Annotated in this window: 19 protein-coding genes and 2 tRNA genes; 7 read left to right on the top strand and 14 right to left on the bottom strand. The window is 64.1% G+C overall.

Translation table 11 applies throughout. The features are described from left to right. Positions 1–48: 48 nt before the first annotated feature. Together Q0X62_RS09645 and Q0X62_RS09640 are read right to left on the bottom strand one after the other, a co-directional pair. The gene (locus Q0X62_RS09645) at positions 49–1,365 is read right to left on the bottom strand and encodes a cyanophycin synthetase (RefSeq protein WP_297734689.1); all 1,317 of its coding nucleotides are present in this window, start codon (positions 1,363–1,365) and stop codon (positions 49–51) included. Then, positions 1,362–2,366 carry a hypothetical protein gene (locus Q0X62_RS09640; protein WP_297734687.1) on the bottom strand — a complete coding sequence of 335 codons (1,005 nt, stop codon included), beginning with the start codon at positions 2,364–2,366 and terminating at the stop codon, positions 1,362–1,364. The genes Q0X62_RS09645 and Q0X62_RS09640 overlap by 4 nt, the downstream gene beginning before the upstream one ends. 173 nt (positions 2,367–2,539) lie before the next feature. Between Q0X62_RS09640 and Q0X62_RS09635 the strand changes: the two genes are divergently transcribed. Further along, positions 2,540–3,640 carry an NADH:flavin oxidoreductase gene (locus tag Q0X62_RS09635; protein WP_297734685.1) on the top strand — a complete coding sequence of 367 codons (1,101 nt, stop codon included), beginning with the start codon at positions 2,540–2,542 and terminating at the stop codon, positions 3,638–3,640. 182 nt (positions 3,641–3,822) lie between these two features. After that, entirely contained in the window at positions 3,823–5,241 is a 1,419-nt protein-coding gene (locus Q0X62_RS09630; protein ID WP_297734684.1) for a hypothetical protein, read from the top strand. A gap of 33 nt (positions 5,242–5,274) precedes the next feature. Here Q0X62_RS09630 and Q0X62_RS09625 read toward each other — a convergent pair. From Q0X62_RS09625 to Q0X62_RS09580, 10 genes are all read right to left on the bottom strand, one after another. Next, positions 5,275–5,349 (bottom strand) — tRNA-Phe (locus tag Q0X62_RS09625). A 136-nt stretch (positions 5,350–5,485) separates the two neighbouring features. Continuing rightward, positions 5,486–5,653, bottom strand: a complete 168-nt coding sequence (gene yacG, locus Q0X62_RS09620) for a DNA gyrase inhibitor YacG (RefSeq protein WP_297734682.1) — start codon at positions 5,651–5,653, stop codon at positions 5,486–5,488. Positions 5,654–5,693: 40 nt separating this feature from the next. After that, the gene (locus tag Q0X62_RS09615) at positions 5,694–6,767 is read right to left on the bottom strand and encodes a ribonuclease E/G (protein ID WP_297734680.1); all 1,074 of its coding nucleotides are present in this window, start codon (positions 6,765–6,767) and stop codon (positions 5,694–5,696) included. Continuing rightward, on the bottom strand, positions 6,764–7,390 hold the full coding sequence (locus tag Q0X62_RS09610; protein ID WP_297734678.1) for a Maf family nucleotide pyrophosphatase: 627 nt from the start codon (positions 7,388–7,390) through the stop codon (positions 6,764–6,766). The genes Q0X62_RS09615 and Q0X62_RS09610 overlap by 4 nt, the downstream gene beginning before the upstream one ends. A 25-nt stretch (positions 7,391–7,415) precedes the next feature. Continuing rightward, positions 7,416–7,634 carry a translation initiation factor IF-1 gene (infA, locus tag Q0X62_RS09605; RefSeq protein WP_011643070.1) on the bottom strand — a complete coding sequence of 73 codons (219 nt, stop codon included), beginning with the start codon at positions 7,632–7,634 and terminating at the stop codon, positions 7,416–7,418. A 120-nt stretch (positions 7,635–7,754) separates the two neighbouring features. Beyond that, the gene (locus Q0X62_RS09600) at positions 7,755–8,189 is read right to left on the bottom strand and encodes a low molecular weight phosphatase family protein (protein ID WP_297734675.1); all 435 of its coding nucleotides are present in this window, start codon (positions 8,187–8,189) and stop codon (positions 7,755–7,757) included. Beyond that, positions 8,186–8,668: a UPF0262 family protein gene (locus Q0X62_RS09595; RefSeq protein ID WP_297734673.1), complete on the bottom strand. Its 483-nt coding sequence runs from the start codon at positions 8,666–8,668 to the stop codon at positions 8,186–8,188. Before Q0X62_RS09595 ends, Q0X62_RS09600 begins: the two co-directional genes overlap by 4 nt. After that, entirely contained in the window at positions 8,665–9,132 is a 468-nt protein-coding gene (locus Q0X62_RS09590; protein WP_297734671.1) for a DUF2948 family protein, read from the bottom strand. Before Q0X62_RS09590 ends, Q0X62_RS09595 begins: the two co-directional genes overlap by 4 nt. 13 nt (positions 9,133–9,145) lie before the next feature. Next, entirely contained in the window at positions 9,146–10,417 is a 1,272-nt protein-coding gene (gene murA / locus Q0X62_RS09585; protein ID WP_297734669.1) for a UDP-N-acetylglucosamine 1-carboxyvinyltransferase, read from the bottom strand. 75 nt (positions 10,418–10,492) lie between these two features. Further along, on the bottom strand, positions 10,493–10,702 hold the full coding sequence (locus Q0X62_RS09580) for a hypothetical protein (RefSeq protein ID WP_297734667.1): 210 nt from the start codon (positions 10,700–10,702) through the stop codon (positions 10,493–10,495). A 104-nt stretch (positions 10,703–10,806) separates the two neighbouring features. Here Q0X62_RS09580 and Q0X62_RS09575 point away from each other — a divergent pair. The 3 genes from Q0X62_RS09575 (at position 10,807) to pip (ending at position 12,509) form a co-directional block, all read left to right on the top strand. Further along, positions 10,807–10,881: transfer RNA gene (locus Q0X62_RS09575), tRNA-Thr, on the top strand. A 141-nt stretch (positions 10,882–11,022) separates the two neighbouring features. Beyond that, positions 11,023–11,490 (top strand): hypothetical protein, encoded by a 468-nt coding sequence (locus tag Q0X62_RS09570; RefSeq protein ID WP_297734665.1) that lies wholly within the window; start codon positions 11,023–11,025, stop codon positions 11,488–11,490. Continuing rightward, the gene (gene pip / locus Q0X62_RS09565; protein ID WP_297734663.1) at positions 11,487–12,509 is read left to right on the top strand and encodes a prolyl aminopeptidase; all 1,023 of its coding nucleotides are present in this window, start codon (positions 11,487–11,489) and stop codon (positions 12,507–12,509) included. Before Q0X62_RS09570 ends, pip begins: the two co-directional genes overlap by 4 nt. Here the strand turns inward: pip and Q0X62_RS09560 are convergent. Then, the gene (locus Q0X62_RS09560) at positions 12,506–13,237 is read right to left on the bottom strand and encodes a DUF2793 domain-containing protein (protein WP_297734661.1); all 732 of its coding nucleotides are present in this window, start codon (positions 13,235–13,237) and stop codon (positions 12,506–12,508) included. The genes pip and Q0X62_RS09560 overlap by 4 nt on opposite strands. A gap of 157 nt (positions 13,238–13,394) precedes the next feature. Between Q0X62_RS09560 and Q0X62_RS09555 the strand changes: the two genes are divergently transcribed. Further along, positions 13,395–14,837, top strand: coding sequence for a methylmalonyl-CoA mutase family protein (locus Q0X62_RS09555; protein WP_297734659.1), 1,443 nt, complete (start codon positions 13,395–13,397; stop codon positions 14,835–14,837). Beyond that, on the top strand, positions 14,834–16,993 hold the full coding sequence (scpA, locus tag Q0X62_RS09550; protein WP_297734656.1) for a methylmalonyl-CoA mutase: 2,160 nt from the start codon (positions 14,834–14,836) through the stop codon (positions 16,991–16,993). Before Q0X62_RS09555 ends, scpA begins: the two co-directional genes overlap by 4 nt. A 15-nt stretch (positions 16,994–17,008) precedes the next feature. Here the strand turns inward: scpA and Q0X62_RS09545 are convergent, their stop codons facing one another. Continuing rightward, the gene (locus Q0X62_RS09545) at positions 17,009–18,301 is read right to left on the bottom strand and encodes a hypothetical protein (RefSeq protein WP_297734653.1); all 1,293 of its coding nucleotides are present in this window, start codon (positions 18,299–18,301) and stop codon (positions 17,009–17,011) included. Between the last annotated feature and the right edge of the window lie 92 nt (positions 18,302–18,393).

Below are 18,393 nucleotides of genomic sequence, written 5' to 3'. Positions count from 1 at the left end.
AAAGTGAACACCGTTTTCTTTTTGGCGCAAGTGGCGCGTGTCGCCCGGTCAGCGGAAGTCAGGCCCGTCCCCTGCACGGCCGAGCGCCTGCGCGCGCAGGGCTCCAGCCCAAAACAATCCACCCAGTCCGACGAGGACATCATCGGCCCGGCAAAGGCGGCGCGCAGCGTTCAGCGTTGCCCCCGCATCCTCGCAAACCGCCAGAATCTCGATTTCCGGCCGCAGGACGCTGACACGCTCGGCCAGCGCGTGCGGCGCGACGCCGTTATGGCCAGCCCCGACAATGACGCGTGCAAAAAGCGGCAGAATGCGCGACAGCATGCCGTCAACATCCTTGCTCGCCGACATGCCCAGCAAAAGCAGGGCCTTGTGGAGATCAAGCATCTCACCGGCGGCCGCAATCGCCGCCTCGACAGCGGCCGGGGTGTGGCCAACATCGATCAGAATCGGTGGCTCACCGGGCAGGACTTCCAGCCGTCCCGCACACCGCGCCCGGGCTAGGGCAAAGGTGGCGAGGCCTGGCCAGGCTTCGTCCGCGATATCGGGCCGCACGGCCCGGGCCAGTTCCAAAGCCAGCAGCGCATTATCGGCTTGGCGGGGCCCGTGCAGTGTCAGGCTCAGATCGAGGGCACCCAGGCGCGCATGATGCGTTGATATCCGATGGCCGGACAGAGAGTCGTCGCGCCGCATTGGCGCATAGTCGGCCAGGGCCTCGACCAGCGTGCGCCCGTCCGACGCACAGGCGCCCTCCAGCTCAGCACGCACATCACCGAAGCCTTGGCCCAGGAAGACCTGCGCGCCGGGCGGCGCCGCGTCCAGCTTGTCCAGCGCAATCGCCGCCCGCGTTTCGCCCAGCAGGGCTGTGTGTTCAAGATCAAGGCTGACGATCGCTGTCACCGGCGCCTGCAAGAGCCGACAGGGATCATAACGCCCGCCAATTCCCGCCTCGATCACGAGCCGGGTGCAGCCTGCTCCGTCGAAGAGACAAAGCGCGGTCACAAACCAGGCTTCGAACTCGCCGAACTGCTCCTCGGGGTGATCAGCACGATCGGCCTCTATCGCGGCAGCCACACGGGCCTCGGCCGCCACCAATGGCGCATCCTCGACCGGAACACCGTTGAGGCAGAAACGCTCATTGAAAGCAAAGAGGTGCGGGGAGGTAAATGTCCCGACACTCTCGCCGGCCTCACACAACAGCGCCGTTAGCAGGCTGGCCGTGCTGCCCTTGCCATTGCTGCCGGTGATCACGACCGAGCGCCGGCCCAAGGCGGGCAGATCCAGACCCAGGCGTCCGGCCAGACGCGCCGTGCGGGTCAGACCGGTACCGGCCCCGAAACGCGGCAGGTCCAGCGTGGTTCGCTTCATGGCGCAACGCTCAGGGCACGGGCAAAGATGTCGGCCCAGATCTGCCGGGCGAGCGCCGCCTCGCCGAGCGCCTCCAGCGACGCAAAGCTTGGATTGGCATTGACCTCGAGCATGAGCGGCGCACCGCCTTCAGGCCGGAAAAGATCGACTCCGGCAACGTCCAGACCGAGCGCTTCGGTCGCGGCGATGGCGAGGCGGGCCAGATCGGCCTCCACCTGCTCGGTGAAATCAACAGGATGACCGCCCGTCGCCAGATTGCGCCGACCGGGCAGTTCGAGCCACGCGCCCTCGTCCGATATCGCCTGCGCGCGCAGGCCGGCGCGTTCGAGTGCGCCGTCAAAATGGCTCCGAGGCACCGGGCTCAGCGCCTCGCGCGCCAGGTCCGCATTCAACCGCTCGAACACGGCCTGCCAGGTCTCACCCGCCGCTCCGGCCAGCCCGCCCTCGGCCTTTCGGTACTGGAAGCGCGCCTGGCCACCGACGACCAGGACCCGGTATTCCGGCGCATCGACAACCGGCTGCACGACAATCTGGTCGTGCCGCCGCGCGGCGCGCTCGAGATAGTCGGCCAGCGCGACATGATCGGCGACCCTCTCAGCAAAATCCCCATGCGCGCCACGATTGGGTTTGACGAAGAGCGGGAAATCCAGCCGATCCGCACGCGCCAGCAGGTCCTCGCCCTCCCGACCTGGCGCCCGAAGGTGACGCCGCGCACTCTCCAGGAAGACCAGGTCGGTGGGAATGCTGGCCAGCCCAACCGCTTCCAGCGCGGCGTGGGTGAAGGCCTTGTCGCGGGCGATCGTGTAGCCACTGGCCGGATTGGTCGGATAGGCACAGATGGCGCCACTGCCCGACAGGACACGGCGCCCGTCATGCTCGACGGCAAAGAGATAGCCCGCGCCATCATCCAGATCGACAAACTCCCAGCCCCGCTCTTCGCAGACTTGCGCCACCAGACGGGCATTGAAAGGCCGGGAATCGGGTGGGGAGGGTGACGCCATGCAGCTTTGTACCGAGCCGACCGGACTGCGCCTAGCCTGTGCATTCGGCCTCGCCTGCGTGCCGGATCACGCTGCACCGCCGCAAAATGCATGGATGAAATACATACCGAAGGGTCGATTTTGTCGCGAACTTCCCTAACTGATGGCGCAGTTCATATCGCGAGGATCACCGCATGTCTGCCACTGACGCTCTTTTCCGCCCCTTCTCCCTGGGCTCGCTCACCCTGCCCAACCGGATCGTCATGGCGCCGATGACGCGGTCGAAAAGCCCGGCCGGCGTGCCCGGTCAGCCGGTCGTCGATTATTATCGCCGCCGGGCCGAGAACGCGGTCGGGCTCATCATCACGGAAGGCACGACGGTTGATCGTCCGGGCGCCAGCTTCGATCCGGCCATACCGAATTTTCATCAGCCGGACTCACTGGCCGGTTGGGCGCGCGTCGTGGAGGCTGTCCACGCCGCCGGCGGCAAGATCGCCCCGCAGCTCTGGCATGTCGGCCTGGCGCGCAAGCCGGGCACTGGCCCGCACCCGGAGGCCAAGTCTGATAGCCCGTCCGGCATCGTCCCCGGTGGCAAACAGGTCGGCGAAGCCATGAGCGCCGAGGATATTGCCGACACGATCTCCGCTTTCGCCAAGGCCGCCAAGGCGGCGGCCGAAATCGGCTTTGACGCCATCGAGCTGCACGGTGCCCACGGCTATCTGCTCGATCAATTCTTCTGGGAAGGCATGAACCAGCGCGATGACCGTTTCGGCGGCGGGCTGGTCGAGCGCACCACCATCGTCCAGGAAATCGTCAAGGCCGTCCGCGCGGAAATCCCCGCCGACCTGCCGCTCATCCTGCGCTACTCGCAGTGGAAGCAGCAGGACTATAATGCCCGCCTCGCGGAAACGCCGGACGCACTGGGCGAATTCCTCGGCCCGCTTTCGGACGCCGGCGTCGACATCTTCCACGCCTCGACCCGCCGTTTCTGGATCCCGGAATTCGAGGGCTCCGACCTCAACCTCGCCGGCTGGACCCAGAAACTCACCGGCAAGCCGGCCATCACGGTCGGCTCGGTCGGTCTGAACTCGGACTTCATCGGCGCCTTCATGGGCGAGAATTCACCCGCCTCGTCACTCGACGGACTGATCGAACGCCTTGAACGCAACGAGTTCGATCTCGTCGCCGTCGGCCGCGCCCTCATCTCCGACCCGGAATGGGCCGCCAAGGTCCGCGATGGCCGCTTCGACGAGCTGGAAGATTTCAGCGCAGAGAAACTGAAGGAATTGGTGTGATCGAGGAGCGCGCCGCGTCCAACCACACATTGCATAAGATATTCGGAGAATATCACCCAAAAATTTCAACTATATGATGCATCCAGAACAACAAAGGGCCGCTCTCGCCCGAACACAACAATCTGCCTTTAATCGATCGCGCAATAGATTGGCATGCTCCGCGTGTTTTGCAGGTTGGCACGATGAACGAAGATGTTCTCCAGAAAATCAAGCGCGCCCTCGCTGAGAAGGGCGGCGTGGATATCGGCCATTTCCAATGGATCAACCTTGACATGGTCAAGGACGAGGTGGGCGAGCGGTGGATCAGCATCCGCAAGAAAATCTACAGCGCAGCTGCCAACCACCTGGAAAAGCGGCTGGGGCCGGGTGACGTCCTCCTGCGGTGCCGTGGGGGGTTTATACTTGTCTATGCGGATCTGACTGGAGACGCCGCGGTGGCCCAAACCGCGTCCCTGGCGGAGAGCGTGAACCGCTTTTTCCTTGGTGATCGCATTCTGCGAAATCTCGACATTCTCGCCAAAACGACAAGGCTTGATGCGACTGAACTTAGCGATTTTCTTAAGCGAAGTGACCTGCAGGATTCGACCGAGCCGTCACGGGAATCGGCCGTCGACACTGCAGAGCCTGCACAGACGGAGGGCGAAAAATCCGGCTGGCAAGCATTCAGGTCCGGGACCTCATCCCCCAATGAAGTCATCGCGCGTGACCGTCGGCTGGAGGAAAGACCAGCAGCGGCCGCGAGCAAAGAGGGGTCCATTGCCCAGTCCAGTCATGTGACAGTCGGCGCCATTATCGACGCGACCGGTGAAATCAAAACCTTCGACAGCCTGGCGTTTGAGGTGCCCGAGCCGATCTGGGATGACATCATCTTCAAGCCCTGCTGGGACGTGAAGTTCAATCACCTCACGGCAAGCTTCTGCCTGCCACGCCGGATCCATAAGGGTGACACGCTTTACGGCTTGCAGACTTTGCTCGGCAATCGCGATCGAGCCATCCTGCACAGTATGGATCATGCTGTTGCGGTCACTGCACAACGTGGGTTTCTCAAGCAATCTGCGGCCGGACGGAAGTGTGCGGTGGTCATACCGGTGCAGTATGAAACAGTCATCGGCACCCAGGACCGCATCCGCTATTTCTCTATCCTTCAGAAGGTACCACAGCGGGCCCGCAAGTATTTTTACCTAAGGATCGACAATATTCCGGACGGCGCGCCAATCGGTCAGATGGAAGAATTATTCAGGTCCATGCGCATTTTCGGGTCCAACCTCCTGGCCAAGATTCCGCCCGGTACAATCCAGCTTGACCGTTTCGACAATTGCTCGATCGCAATCTACTCGACCTCGCTTGAGCGGGAATGGGCCCGGGCCGGCCTGCCTGATCACATTGCGCGGAAACTCGCCGAACAGGCTGTCTCGATAAGCCGAAAATCCAAACGGGGCGCCCTCACCCAGGTCGATACACTGGGCGAGCTGAATTTCGGGCTTGATGCTGGCTACGAAATATTCACTGGCGCGGTCATCGGGACCGATCGCCCGCTACCATGCCCGCTCTTGCCCGTGACACTGGACGACATCACGAGAGCAGCCCGATCAGCTGCCTGACTGCCAAGGTCGCGAGTGGAATGACAGAAAAAATGGTGCCCGGGGGCGGAATTGAACCACCGACACGCGGATTTTCAATCCGCTGCTCTACCCCTGAGCTACCCGGGCACCGTGTCGAACAACTGCCGCGGCAGTCAATCGAGAGCGCGGTTTATAGGTCGGGCATGGATGCGTGTCCATCGCCCTTTTCAGCAAAATCACAACCGGTGGCAGTCACCATCGCACCATGGCCCCGCGCGTGCCCCTACTGATCTTCTTCGCTGGCGGGATTGTCCTCGGCGACGTCGGCGGGCTCGCCGGGAATGGCGTAGGCACCGCTGACCCATTTGCCCAGATCGACATCCGCGCAGCGCTTGGAACAGAAGGGTTTGAACGCGGGGTCAGCCGGCTGGCGGCAAATCGGACATTTCATCTTGTGTCTCCTTTGCGGGAGCGGATTGGCAGGACGCGGATCAGGCGCGCGATACGCGGCACTCATCGCGCTCAAGATCAGCCTGTTCAACCAGTTCGAAACGCGGACCGATCCGGTCCGCCAGAGCGGCGCGCCAGGCGATGGCATCGCCGTCGAGCCAGGCAAACACCTCGCTCGGGACGGCCAAGCGCAGCTTGCGCGACCGGTCATGACGGGCCTCGCCTTCCAGGCGTCGCAGGGCGGCCAGCGCAGCCGTCTCGATGGTGAGACGGCCATCGGCTTCCAGCATGATTTCCGACAGGGTGCGCCCGCGGCGCTGACGGGCAACCTCGCCAATGCAAAATTGCGAGAGCGGGGCGACATCGACCTTGGCGCGATCACGGCGGAAAGCGCCGCGCAGGGTTTGTTCGACCGCCTTGCGGTCCGGCTGGCCACGCATGTGCACGAAATCGATCGCCAGCAGGCCGCCAATCCCGCGCATACGGGCCTGGCGGGCCGCTTCCTTGGCGGCTGAATTATTCAGCTGGACGGCGAGCTGGGCGGCATTGCCCTGGCCCTTGCGGCCATCAGCATCGACATCAAACGTCGTCATCGCCCGCGTGGTCTCGATATAGAGCGAACCACCGCCCGGGATCGCGACCTGTGGCACCAGAGCTTCATCAAAGGCCGCAGCGAGATCATGATCGGTCTCGTCCGCCCACACCGCTTCGGCATCGCCGAACACGCGGACCAAGCGCTGGGCAATGATCTCGGCCGGCTCAAGGCATTCAGGCGCGTCACCGGGCTCGACCTCGACCAGCCCCAGATTGGGGCCCTTCTCGGCATAGGCCTCACGCGCCACCCGGACACCGATCGCGGCGCCTTCGTGCAGGCCCTTGGGACGACCGGACTTGCCAAAGGGCAGGAAGCCCTCTTCGCCGACGCCCAGATCGACAAAGGCGGCATTGAGCGCCGGCTCGACGCGTTTGACCCGGCCGCGGAAAACCTCGCCCTCGATCGCGCGCTGCCCGGCTTCCGACCAGCGTTCAAGGTGCAGCTCGACAATGCGGCCGTTTTCGGCCACCGCCGCGCGGGTCTCACCGATATTTTCCTCGATCAGGACCTGACGATTCATGACGTCTCTGCCTCGCCCATGCGTGCGGTGACCGGATAGCCCAGCCCTGTCAGCATGTTGGCGGTTTCGTAAAGCGGCAACCCCACCACACCGGTGAAGGAGCCGATCAGATTGATGACGAAACAGCCGGCCCGGCCCTGGATGGCGTAACCGCCGGCCTTGCCCTGCCATTCGCCGGAGGCGAGATAAGCCGCGATTTCCGGCTCGGACAAGCGCTTGAACTTGACCCGTGTCTCGACCACCCGCGCCGCGAAACGGCCATCAGGTGCCCGCGCCGCGATCCCGGTGAAAACCCGGTGATTGCGTCCTGACAGCAAGGCCAGACAGTGCCGTGCCTCGGCCTCATCCTCGGTCTTGGGCAAGATGCGACGTCCAACGCCGACCACCGTGTCGGCGGCCAGCACATAGGCATCCTCGGCACCGGGATGAGCCATGGCCTTTTCCTGCGCCAGGCGCAGGGCCAGAGGCCCGGGCAGCTCGCCGGGGATTTCGTGCTCGTCGATGTGAGTGGGTTCGACCGCGTCAGGGGTCAGTCCCGCCCCGCTCAACAAGTCGAAGCGTCGGGGCGAGGCACTGGCCAGGATGAGGCGCGGGCGGGGATGTGCCGTGTCGGCAAGCGTCATCGCGTCACCACGCCGGCCCTCATACTTACTTGAAGCGATAGGTGATCCGGCCCTTGGTCAGATCATAGGGCGTCATCTCGACCAGCACCTTGTCGCCGGCGAGAACGCGGATACGGTTCTTGCGCATCTTGCCCGCCGTATGGGCAATGATTTCATGTTCATTCTCGAGTTTGACCCGGAAGGTCGCATTCGGAAGCAGTTCCGTGACTTCGCCCGGGAACTCCAACAACTCTTCTTTCGCCATGCGGCTCCTCGTTTCCGGCCCTGTGCAGGCACAAAAATTGGGGTGTAACGTCCGACTCGCCGAGCGAGCGGCGCACCGGAGCGCGCTGTATACTCCCTCTCGCCAGCAAAAGTCGAGACGTCAGGCGCTTTTTGGGGTGGGTTCCCACTGCGCGACCCGCGCAGCGATGGCATCACGGGTTTCACGATAGGCCGCAATCTTCATGTCGCGATTGCCGCCAGTCTCGCTGGGATCGGGAATCGGCCAGGCCTGGAACTCGGCCCCGGTCCGCGCGGCATACTCCTTGGCCATGCGGTCAGCGGCGGTGGAAAGCGACACAATCAGGTCGGCCGGAGGCTCACCGACACCATTCAGGGCAATGGGAGAGAAATCTTCCAGATCGACCTTCTTTTCCAGCATGACCGAGACCATGAAAGGGTCGACGAAAGCCGCCGGTATCACACCGCAGGAGCGCGCGGTCGCGTCGCTCCCGAAACGCAGGCGCCAGAGCGCCTCGCCCATGGGCGAGCGAATTGCATTGCGGCCGCAGACAAAGAGCACCGAAGGCAGGCTCATGATGCGGCCCGCCGGTGCAGGGCACAGATCAGCGTGAAAAGACGCCTCGCCGTGTCGAAATCGACATCAATCTTGCCGGTCAGGCGCTCACGCAGCAGGGTCGACCCCTCATTGTGCACGCCGCGCCGCGCCATATCGATGGCCTCGATCCGCTCCAGCGGCGCATCGCGAACAGCCTCGTAATAGCTTTCGCAGATCAGGAAATAATCCTTGATGATCCGGCGCAGCGGCCCCAGCGCAAAGACAAAGCCGCGCACAGGCGTGTCGTCTTCCTGGCGGACATCAAAGACCAGTCGGTCATGCTCGATCGCCAGTCGCAGCGCATAGGGGCCATCAGCCTCGCCATCCGGCCGGAAACGATTGCCCTCCAGCAGATCCGCGATCGCGACGCGGCGCTCGTGATCCGCATTGACGTCGCCCGGCCCCATGCTGGCACCGTCGAGGTCGATACTGACAATCCTGTCTCCGGATTCGCTCATGGCGCGGGTGTCTCTCCGTCGGCTGCATCGACATCCGTGTCGAGGGCATGTTCCGGTCGGGCCGATGCCCGCCAGGGGCGGGACAGGTCGACCAGGACCACATCCAGGCATTCGACATCAAGGCGCAGCTCGCCGCCACCGGAAAATGTGCAAATCACCTGTCCGGACGGCATTTCGCCCGGTTCGAAGTGCATGGAGAGGAGATTGACCACAGCATCCCCGGCGCCCTGGCGGATATTGGCCGAGCGCGCCGCTGTAACCTGACCGATCTGGACCCCGCTCCGCACCCGGCGGTCACGCCGCCCCGCTTCCCAGCAAAACCGGTTGAAGGCCATCGTGAAAGCACGCTCGCGGCGCGAATAGGCGAAATCTCCCAACAGGGCGACCGCATCCTGGAGCGCGGCAGAGACCGCCTGCAAGTCCTGCGCGTCCAGCGCAGTCAGTCGCAAGGGAGAAACCATCATCCGTCGTCCTGTCTCAGGCCCCGTCGGGCAAGCGTTCGATGCGGGCGCCACAGCCCGAAAGCTTTGCCTCAAGCCGTTCAAAGCCCCGATCGAGATGATAGACCCGGTTGACCACGGTTTCGCCCTCGGCGGCAAGACCGGCAATGACTAGGCTGACTGAAGCCCGCAAATCCGTCGCCATGACCGGCGCACCACGCAGGCGCTCGACCCCGCGCACGACCGCTTCATTGCCATGCACCGTAATGTCGGCGCCCAGGCGCGCGAGTTCCGGCGCATGCATGAAACGGTTTTCGAAGATCGTCTCGCGAATGACCGAGGACCCGTTGGCCAGCGCCATCAGCGCCATGAATTGCGCCTGGGCGTCGGTCGGAAAGCCCGGGAAGGGCTGGGTTTCGATATCGACGCTGTCCAGTCGGCTGCCATTGCGGGCGACGCGCACGCCATCATCCACCGCCTCGACCGTCACGCCCGCCTCGTGCATGGACGACCAAAGCGCCTTGTTGTGGGCGAGCACCGCGCCTTCCAGCACCGTATCGCCGCCGGCCGCGGCGACCGCCAACGCGTAGGTGGCTGTCTCGATCCGGTCGGCCACGACCTTGTGGGTTACACCGGACAGGCGCGCTTGACCCTGGATGCGAATGGTCGAGGTCCCCGCGCCTTCGATAGTAGCGCCCATCGCCGTCAGGCAATCGGCTAGGTCAACGATCTCCGGCTCACGCGCGGCATTCTCGATGACAGTCTCGCCACGCGCCAGGGCGGCCGCGAGCATGGCATGTTCGGTTGCGCCGACCGAGGCAAAGGGCAAATCAATTTCCGCGCCGACCAGACCACCGGATGGCGCCTTCGCGGTGACATAGCCCTCGGCAATCTCGATCTCCGCCCCCAGCGCCTTGAGCGCCTTGAGATGCAGGTCCACGGGTCGAGCGCCAATGGCACAACCGCCCGGCAAGGAGACGCGGGCATGGCCCTCACGCGCCACCAGCGGCCCCAGCACATTGAAGCTGGCGCGCATTTTCCGGACCAGGTCATAGGGGGCATAGGTATCGCCGATGGACGCCGCATGCAGACGCAGCTGAGCCGGCTCCGCTTCGCAAATCTCGACGCCCAGCTTTTCCAGCAGATGCCCGAGGAAGCGGCTGTCGGCGAGCCGCGGCATCCGGGTCAGGACGAGCGGTTCATCCGTCAGCAGCGCGGCCGCCATCAGTTTCAGCGCCGAGTTCTTGGCGCCGCTGATATCGATTCGACCTTCAAGACGCGCGCCGCCCTGAATGACAATCCGGTCCATGAGACCTCCTTAAAACCCTGATGCGCTTGGCATGACGAAAACAGATCGCCATCCCAGTATCCGATCCGGGCGGCATTATGACGGGTCGGTGGACTTTTCTGAGGCGTTTTGTGCAGCCGCGCTGTCATTTTCCGCCACCGCGTCCTCCGGCTTCCGGGCGGCCACCTTGCGACGGCGCAGATTGGCACGCAGCGCCTCGGCCAGGCGCGCTTCCCGGCTGTTCGGCGCGGGTTGGACGCGTTTCTTGCGTGGCGGCTTGGCGGGGGGATCTGTGGGCGTGTTCATGCAATTGGTCATGTCGAACGCTGCACATCACGTCAAGACACTCTTGGCGTGGCGACGGGCTTGCGTTATATGCCCGGCTCTCGCTCGCCGAAAGGCGACCCGGCGCCGCTATAGCTCAGGGGTAGAGCGTTCCCTTGGTAAGGGAGAGGTCGAGTGTTCAATTCACTCTAGCGGCACCATTTTCCGACAGCGCCTTGAACGACACCCCTTCGGGGACAGGACTTGTGGTCACGGCCCGGTCTGTTATTGGCTTTAGCAACAGGTCGCGCTGGCACCATCCGGCGCACTGGGCCGGCGCACTGGGGAAGACGGGGGACGACGTGCGAGTTTTCCAATCGGACTGGATCAGGGCCGGCGGCGCCCTTGCGGTCGCCATGTCCGCAGCGGCCGGTATTGTCGGCGCGCAGACCACCGCCGAAGTCGCGCCCGCCGACGATGCTGTCGTCTACAGCATTCTTCACATGACCGAACGCATGGCGGACCGGCAGGCATGCCCGCTTGATCTGGGTGAGGCCCGCGCCAGAATCGAGCAACACCACGCGACATCCGGCCTGACGCTCGAATACAGCCCGCTTGCCGACGGCCCCGACGTCCTGCTTCATGAATTCTCCGCCGAGCACACCGCAATTGATACCAGCCCCACAGGCCGTTGCGCCTGGACAATCCAGATCAGCTATCAGGGCCGGTCACTCGTCCATCACGCGGAAACCGAACCCGCAGACCTGCCGCTAGGCCCGGCGGGAATCACCGCAGAAACCGGCAGTCTGATCTCGGCACCGGCCCGATGAGCGCCTTCTTTGCCGAACAGGCGGCTTGGCGAGAGGGCCGGCTTACGGTCGGTGACGGGCATGAATTGCATTGGGAATGCTGCGGCAATCCTGACGGTATTCCGCTGGTTTTCCTGCATGGCGGACCGGGCTCGGGTGTCTCCGCCAAATTCCGGCGCATGTTCGATCCAGCGGTGTACAATCTTGTCCTGTTCGATCAGCGCGGCGCAGGGCGCTCAACACCTCACCTTTCGCTGGTTGGCAATACCACCCAGGACCTGGTCACCGACATCGAGGCCTTGCGCGCCCATCTCGGTATCGCGCGCTGGATGGTGTTCGGGCCGTCCTGGGGTTCCACCCTCGCCCTTGTCTACGCCCAGACCCATCCTGAGGCCGTCAGTGCCTTGGTGGTGGAAGCGGTTTTCACCGCGCGGCCGGACGAATTGAGCTGGTGGCACGGGCCGGACGGAGCGCGCCGCTTTTTCCCCGATGCCTTCGCCGATTTCATCGCCCCGGTCCCGACTGCCCTGCGAGACGACCATGCAGCGATCGCGCGCTGGAATATCGACGCGATGAAGGCCGAGATCGCGGCTGGCATGCCGCATCTCGCCGATCTTGAAAACCCGGCGACCCCGCTGGAAACCCTGCGCCGCTCAGCGCTGTATCGCTGGACCGAGTATGAGGATCGGATGTCCTATCTCGACAATCCGGCCGAGACCGTACGCGCCGGCCTGAGCGCGCGGGGCCGGGACTTCGTCGCGGCGCATTCGCTCATCGAGGCCCATTATTTCAGCCATGCCTGCTTTCTCGAGCCGAACCAGATTTTTGACCAGGCAAGCCGACTCGCCGACATCCCGATGGGCATCCTCCACTCACGCTACGACATGATCTGCCCGGCCCGTGTCGCCTTCGATCTGGCACTAGCGTGCCCGCATGCCGATTTCCGCCTGGTGCCGATCAATGGACATGGCATGACCGAGGCCACCCAGGCAGAGCTCAACCAGCTCATGGCTGCAGTGACAGCGTCGATCCCGGGCTAGGCGTCCGGCGCGACCGGGCACCAGGCATGAATGGCGATGGCGACGCTTCCCCCGGTGAAGTCACCGCCATTGGCGGTGAGGACAATCGGGGTATCCGCATAAATGGCCGTCGGACCGATGACGCCGATATTGCTCGCCCCGGCGGCCACGCCGAGCGAGCCGCCAAACTTGCTGGCGTCTCCGGCAATGCCGCAGTCAAAGGACGAGGCCCCCGTGATCGCCTCGCGGGTGCGAACCGAGACGCCGAACACCACAGACCGGGCGGGTATGACGATTGTCGAGTCAACGCTGCTTCCGGTCAGGCCTTCGACCACCTCATCGCCCAGCCAGGCCAGAATGGCGCCACCGGTCACGCCCTCGGCAAGGCGCTGCTCGGTCGGCGCCGCCCGCCAGCGCGATCCGAGCTCGTCCCAGTGCACATCGCAGGCCTCATCCCGGACATGGACCTGCCAACCGTCCTGCGGGCTGTAGGCCTGCCAGCTGCCATCGCGAAACACGGCGATATCGCCGGCACCAAAACCTGACCAGTCGTCGCCGCTCGCGCCCGCCGGAATCAACCAGCTGGCGCCCTCTCCCGGCTCGGCCGGTTGCGCCGCCAGTGTACGACTTTCCACAACGGTCCGGACCAGTGCATCCAGGCGCAGCAGCGCCTCATTCACGGTGACATGTTTTTGCGCCTGGGCCGGTTGGACGAGAGGTAGTTGAAGGGTCGGACTGGTCTGGGACATGGGTTATCTCCTCGCTGGCTCTCCAGTCTGTGGCAAGATGGGGGCGTGAGGATTGCACTGTGCACTGTCCACGCTTCAGGCGGCCACTTGACGCGCGGACTGTGCGCGCATTTTCTCCGCCGCAGAACGATAACGAGATGATCGAGGACATTCGGGCATGACCGACTCTATCCGCAGCCTCGCCGGGGATTTCCCGTCGCAATCGCCCGACAGCTGGGCCTCTCTGGCCGAGAAGGCCCTGCGCGGCGCGGATTTCGCGGAGACACTGGGGCGCTCGACGGTCGACGGCATCGAGCGCGGTCCGGTTTTCTTCAATCGGCCAGACGCGGCGCATGCGGTCGATTCGACACCGCGCGACCTCTTCTTGCCCTGGGGCATCCGACAGACCCTCGTCGAGGCCACGCCCGAGACGGCCAATGTGGCCGCACTTGATGACCTGATGGGTGGCGTTTCCGAGATCGAGCTCCGACTCGACCCGAGCGGCGCGCACGGTCTCAAAGCCAATGAAATCGATCTGCTGGACGCGGCGCTCAAGGGGGTCGATCTCACCCTGGCCCCGATCCATCTGGACAGTGTCGGCGGTCAGGGCCATCACGCCCATCTCTTGCTCACACTCTTCGCCCGACGCCGCATCGACGGCGAAGCGGTCAGTGGCGGGCTTGGTTTACACCCGGTGGAGCGGGCGGCACGCCAAGGCATCGCGCTGGACGATCAATGCTTTCCGAAGGCTGCAGAACTGACCGAACTGGCCCAGGCCGCCTTTCCCAATCTGAAAATCTTCCGCTGCGAATCCGCTCACATGTTCGAGGCCGGGGCCAGCGAGGCCCAGGAATTGGCGATCATGGCCGCCTCCGCCGTGACCTATATGCGGCTGATGATGGAAACCGGTCTGGATGCCAATTCCGCCGCCCGTGCAATTGAGGCCCGGATGGCAGCGGATGCCGATATCCATCTGACCATCGCCAAGCTGCGCGCCGCCCGTCGCATCTTTGCCCGCATCGCCGAGAGCTTCGGGGCTACGGGAGAGGCCCGTCGCCTGACACTGCACGCCACCACGGCCGGGCGCATGCTGTCAGCGAGCGATGCCTGGACCAATCTGATCCGCAATGCCTGCGCCGGCTTTGCCGCCGCCGCCGGCGGCGCCGATGCGATCACGGTCCGCCCCATGACCGATGCCATTGGTCGCCCGACCCGCTTCGCGCGCCGCGTCGCCCGCAATCTCCACATCCTGCTGGCCGAGGAGAGCCATCTCGGAAAGGTCACCGACCCCGCGGCTGGCTCCTATCTGCACGAAACCCTGTCCGATGCGCTCGCCAACAAGGCCTGGGCGCTCTTCCAGGAGATCGAGCACCGAGGCGGACTGGTCGAGGCCTTTGCGTCGGGCTGGCTGCAAGGCGAGATCGCCACATCGCGCGCCGCCTATCTCACCCGCATCGAAAGCGGCCAGACGCCCATTCTCGGCGTCACGCAATACAAGGATCCCGATCCGAGACCGGTGGAAACAGAGGGCGAGTGGCCCGACCTCGATGCGGCGGAGGAGGCGCTGACCGCGACGCGTTTCGCCGCCGGCTTCGAGTCCGCGAAGGAGGCCGCCCAATGACCCGTCCGACCGACGCGACAGCACCGGATTTCACCACCATCGAGCTGGGCGACGCCCGCAGCCCCGGCGCCGGCTCCCGCGAACCCTGGACGCCCGCCGAGGGCATCCCAGTCCAGTCGCAATACCGGGCCGAGGACAGCCACGACATCGATTTCCTGGGCAGCGTGCCCGGCGCCCCGCCCTTTGTGCGCGGCCCCTACCCCACCATGTATGGCCAGCGTCCCTGGACGATCCGGCAGTATGCCGGTTTCTCCACGGCCGAGGATTCCAACGCCTTCTATCGCCGCAATCTGGCGGCCGGGCAGAAAGGCCTCTCGGTTGCCTTCGACCTGGCCACGCACCGGGGCTATGACAGTGACCATCCGCGTGTCGCCGGGGATGTCGGCATGGCCGGCGTGGCCATCGACTCGATCTACGACACCCGCACCCTGTTTGACGGCATTCCGCTGGACCAGATGTCGGTCTCAATGACGATGAATGGCGCCGTCCTGCCGATCATGGCGCTCTACATCGTCGCGGCCGAAGAACAGGGCGTACAGCCGGAACGACTCTCGGGGACAATCCAGAACGACATCCTCAAGGAGTTCATGGTCCGCAACACCTATATCTATCCGCCGGCGCCCTCGATGCGGATCATTTCGGACATTTTCGAGTATACCTCGCAGCACATGCCGCGCTTCAATTCGATCTCGATCTCCGGCTATCACATGCAGGAGGCGGGCGCTCCGGCGGATCTGGAGCTGGCCTATACGATCGCTGACGGGCTGGAATACATCCAGACCGGGATGGATGCCGGCCTCGACGTCGATAGCTTCGCGCCCCGGCTCTCCTTCTTCTTCGGCATCGGCATGAATGTCTTCATGGAGATCGCCAAGCTGCGGGCCGCGCGCCTCCTGTGGGCCAAGCTCGTGAAAGAGCGCTTCAACCCGAAGTCCGACAAGTCGATCTGCCTGCGTACCCATTGCCAGACCTCCGGCTGGTCGCTGGCCGCCCAGGACGTGTTCAACAATGTCGGCCGCACGGCCCTGGAGGCCATCGCGGCGGTGGACGGGCACACCCAGTCCCTGCACACCAATTCCCTCGATGAAGCCCTCGCCCTGCCGACCGATTTCTCGGCCCGTATCGCCCGCAACACCCAGCTCCTGCTGGCCGGAGAGGCGCATCTTTGCGACGCCATCGATCCCTGGGGCGGCAGCCACTATATCGAACGCCTCACCCATGACCTCGCCGCCAAGGCGCTGGACCATATCGCCGAGGTCGACGAACTTGGCGGGATGGCCAAGGCCATCGAGGCCGGCATTCCCAAGCTGCGCATCGAGGAAGCCGCCGCCCGCACCCAGGCCATGATCGACAGCGGCCGCCAGACCATCACCGGGGTCAATAAATTCCGCCTCGATGAAGAAGAGGATGTGCCTGTCCTCAAGGTCGACAATTATCTCGTCCGCAAGCAGCAGATCGAGAAGCTGGAGCGGCTGCGCGCGGAGCGGGATCCGAAGGGGCTGAAAACCGCGCTGGACGCCCTCGCCGAAGCGGCGCGCTCCGGCGACGGCAATCTGCTCGCTCTCTCGGTCGATGCAGCCCGGGCCAAGGCCACGGTTGGCGAAATCTCCGACGCCATGGAAACCGCCTTCAATCGCCACGTCGCCAAGATCAAGACGGTCAAGGGCGTCTATGGCGAGGTCGCCGGGGATGATGACCGGGTGAAGAAAGCCCGCTCCCTCGCCGAAGCCTTCGAAGCGCGCTTTGGCGAAAAACCGAAAATCCTGATCGCCAAGCTGGGCCAGGACGGCCATGACCGCGGTCAGAAGGTCGTCGCTTCCGCCTATGCCGATCTGGGCTGGGAGGTTGTCGTCGGCCCGCTCTTCCAGACACCGGAAGAAGCCGCTGCCCTCGCCGTCTCGGAGAAGGTCCACGCGGCGGCCGCCTCCTCGCTCGCCGCCGGGCACCTCACCCTCGTCCCGGAGCTGCGCAATGCCCTGTCCGAACAGGGCCGCGAGGACATTCTGGTCATCGTCGGCGGCGTCATCCCGCCGGACGACGAGCCGGTCCTGCGCCAGATGGGCGCCGCTGCGGTTTTCCCGCCCGGCACCGTCATCGCCGACAGCGCCCTGGTCCTGCTGGAACGAATGGGAATGGAGCCGGAAGCCGCCGAGTGAGCACGCGTCGGCGTTTCAGGGTATCGTGACCACGTGGAAGTCGCGATCGTCCTCACCCAGCCGCTGCAGCACTACGCGAAACTCGCCCTCTGGCAACATCAGCGTTGCGGCCCGTGCGCCCGGCTCGATCAGTATCTGGTCCGTCGGGATCGCGTCCGGGCCATCCCCGACCCGAAAGGCCTGCAACAGGCGCAGCTCTGCCTCGGATTCGGCCGGCAACAGGTACAGAACGCCCTCGCGACCAAGCAGGTCGACAAACCAGTGTGGGCGGCTCTGAATGTCATCATAATCGGGGTGGAAAACAATTACATCCAGGAATGGCGTACCGAACAACGCGCCATTGGCGCGGCGAAATACTGTCGGCTCGATCAGTGGATAACGATTGGAAATGGCGTTCCACACCCGCTGCATCGAGGCCCAGCCAGCAACCGGGTCGCCGCGCAGTTGGTCAATCGTCAAAGGATCTTCGCCCAGCATTTCGGCCAGGTGCGTCCCCATGAACACCGTCTCCCGACCCGCCGTATTTTCCGAATGATGGCCCATGCCGACATGCACGAGAACGCGCGCATCCGGGTCATCCGCGAGCGCTGAAGCCAGGTTCTCGGCTTGCATTCTCTCCCGGTGGCGAGCGTAGCCGCGACCATCGCATTCCGGACGACAGTCCTGCGCCCGCGTGATTTCATAGGCGACCAGTTCCATTCCGGAGCCGTGGGCGAACTCCACCGCATCAGCGAAAACCGGATCATTGATATAGTGCCCAGAATTCCTTGCCAGATAACCGTCCGCGGTAATTTGGATCGCTGTTTCGCTATGAAACGTCTCCGCCGCAAAATGCGTAAACCCATCGTCACGCAAGGCCCGGAGCAAAGCGTTCATGAAAGCGCGCTGCCGCGAATTTCCGTGCGCCTCATTGATCATCACAATGCGATGTGAGCGCGCCAGTTCCCGTAGCGTTTCGGTCGCGGGCGAAGGTGTCAGCCGCCCCAACTCAGCCTGGTCGGACCCATTTTGCCCGACAACGTCGTAATCCGGAGACTGCGCAAAATCAGCCAGTGCGCCATCGGCATCGCCGACATAGGCGCGAAACGTGCCGCGAAGCTGGTGCCACCCCCAGGCCTCGTCCTCTGTCGGCTGATATGCATCGATCAGGGCAACCGCGTCCAAGTAACGACCTCCGCCGAGCCCGACACGGTAGGCCTGGTCCCAGACCTCCAAAAGGTTGGTCTCGTTTTCAGCAATCCGCTCTTCAACAAATAGCGCTGCCGTCAGGACAACCAAGCCAAAGACTGAAACCACAGCTTCCTCCAACTCAACTCTTGGCCAGAGAATAACAATCTATAATTGCGGTCAACTCAGGCGCGTTCATCCACGCGTCAGACGGGCTGTGACAGGGTTCTGCA

Origin of the sequence: uncultured Maricaulis sp. (genome assembly GCF_947259345.1) — a bacterium.
GTDB lineage: Bacteria > Pseudomonadota > Alphaproteobacteria > Caulobacterales > Maricaulaceae > Maricaulis.
The sequence above is the reverse complement of the archived record's forward strand: the minus strand, read 5'-3'. Positions and strand labels throughout refer to the sequence as shown.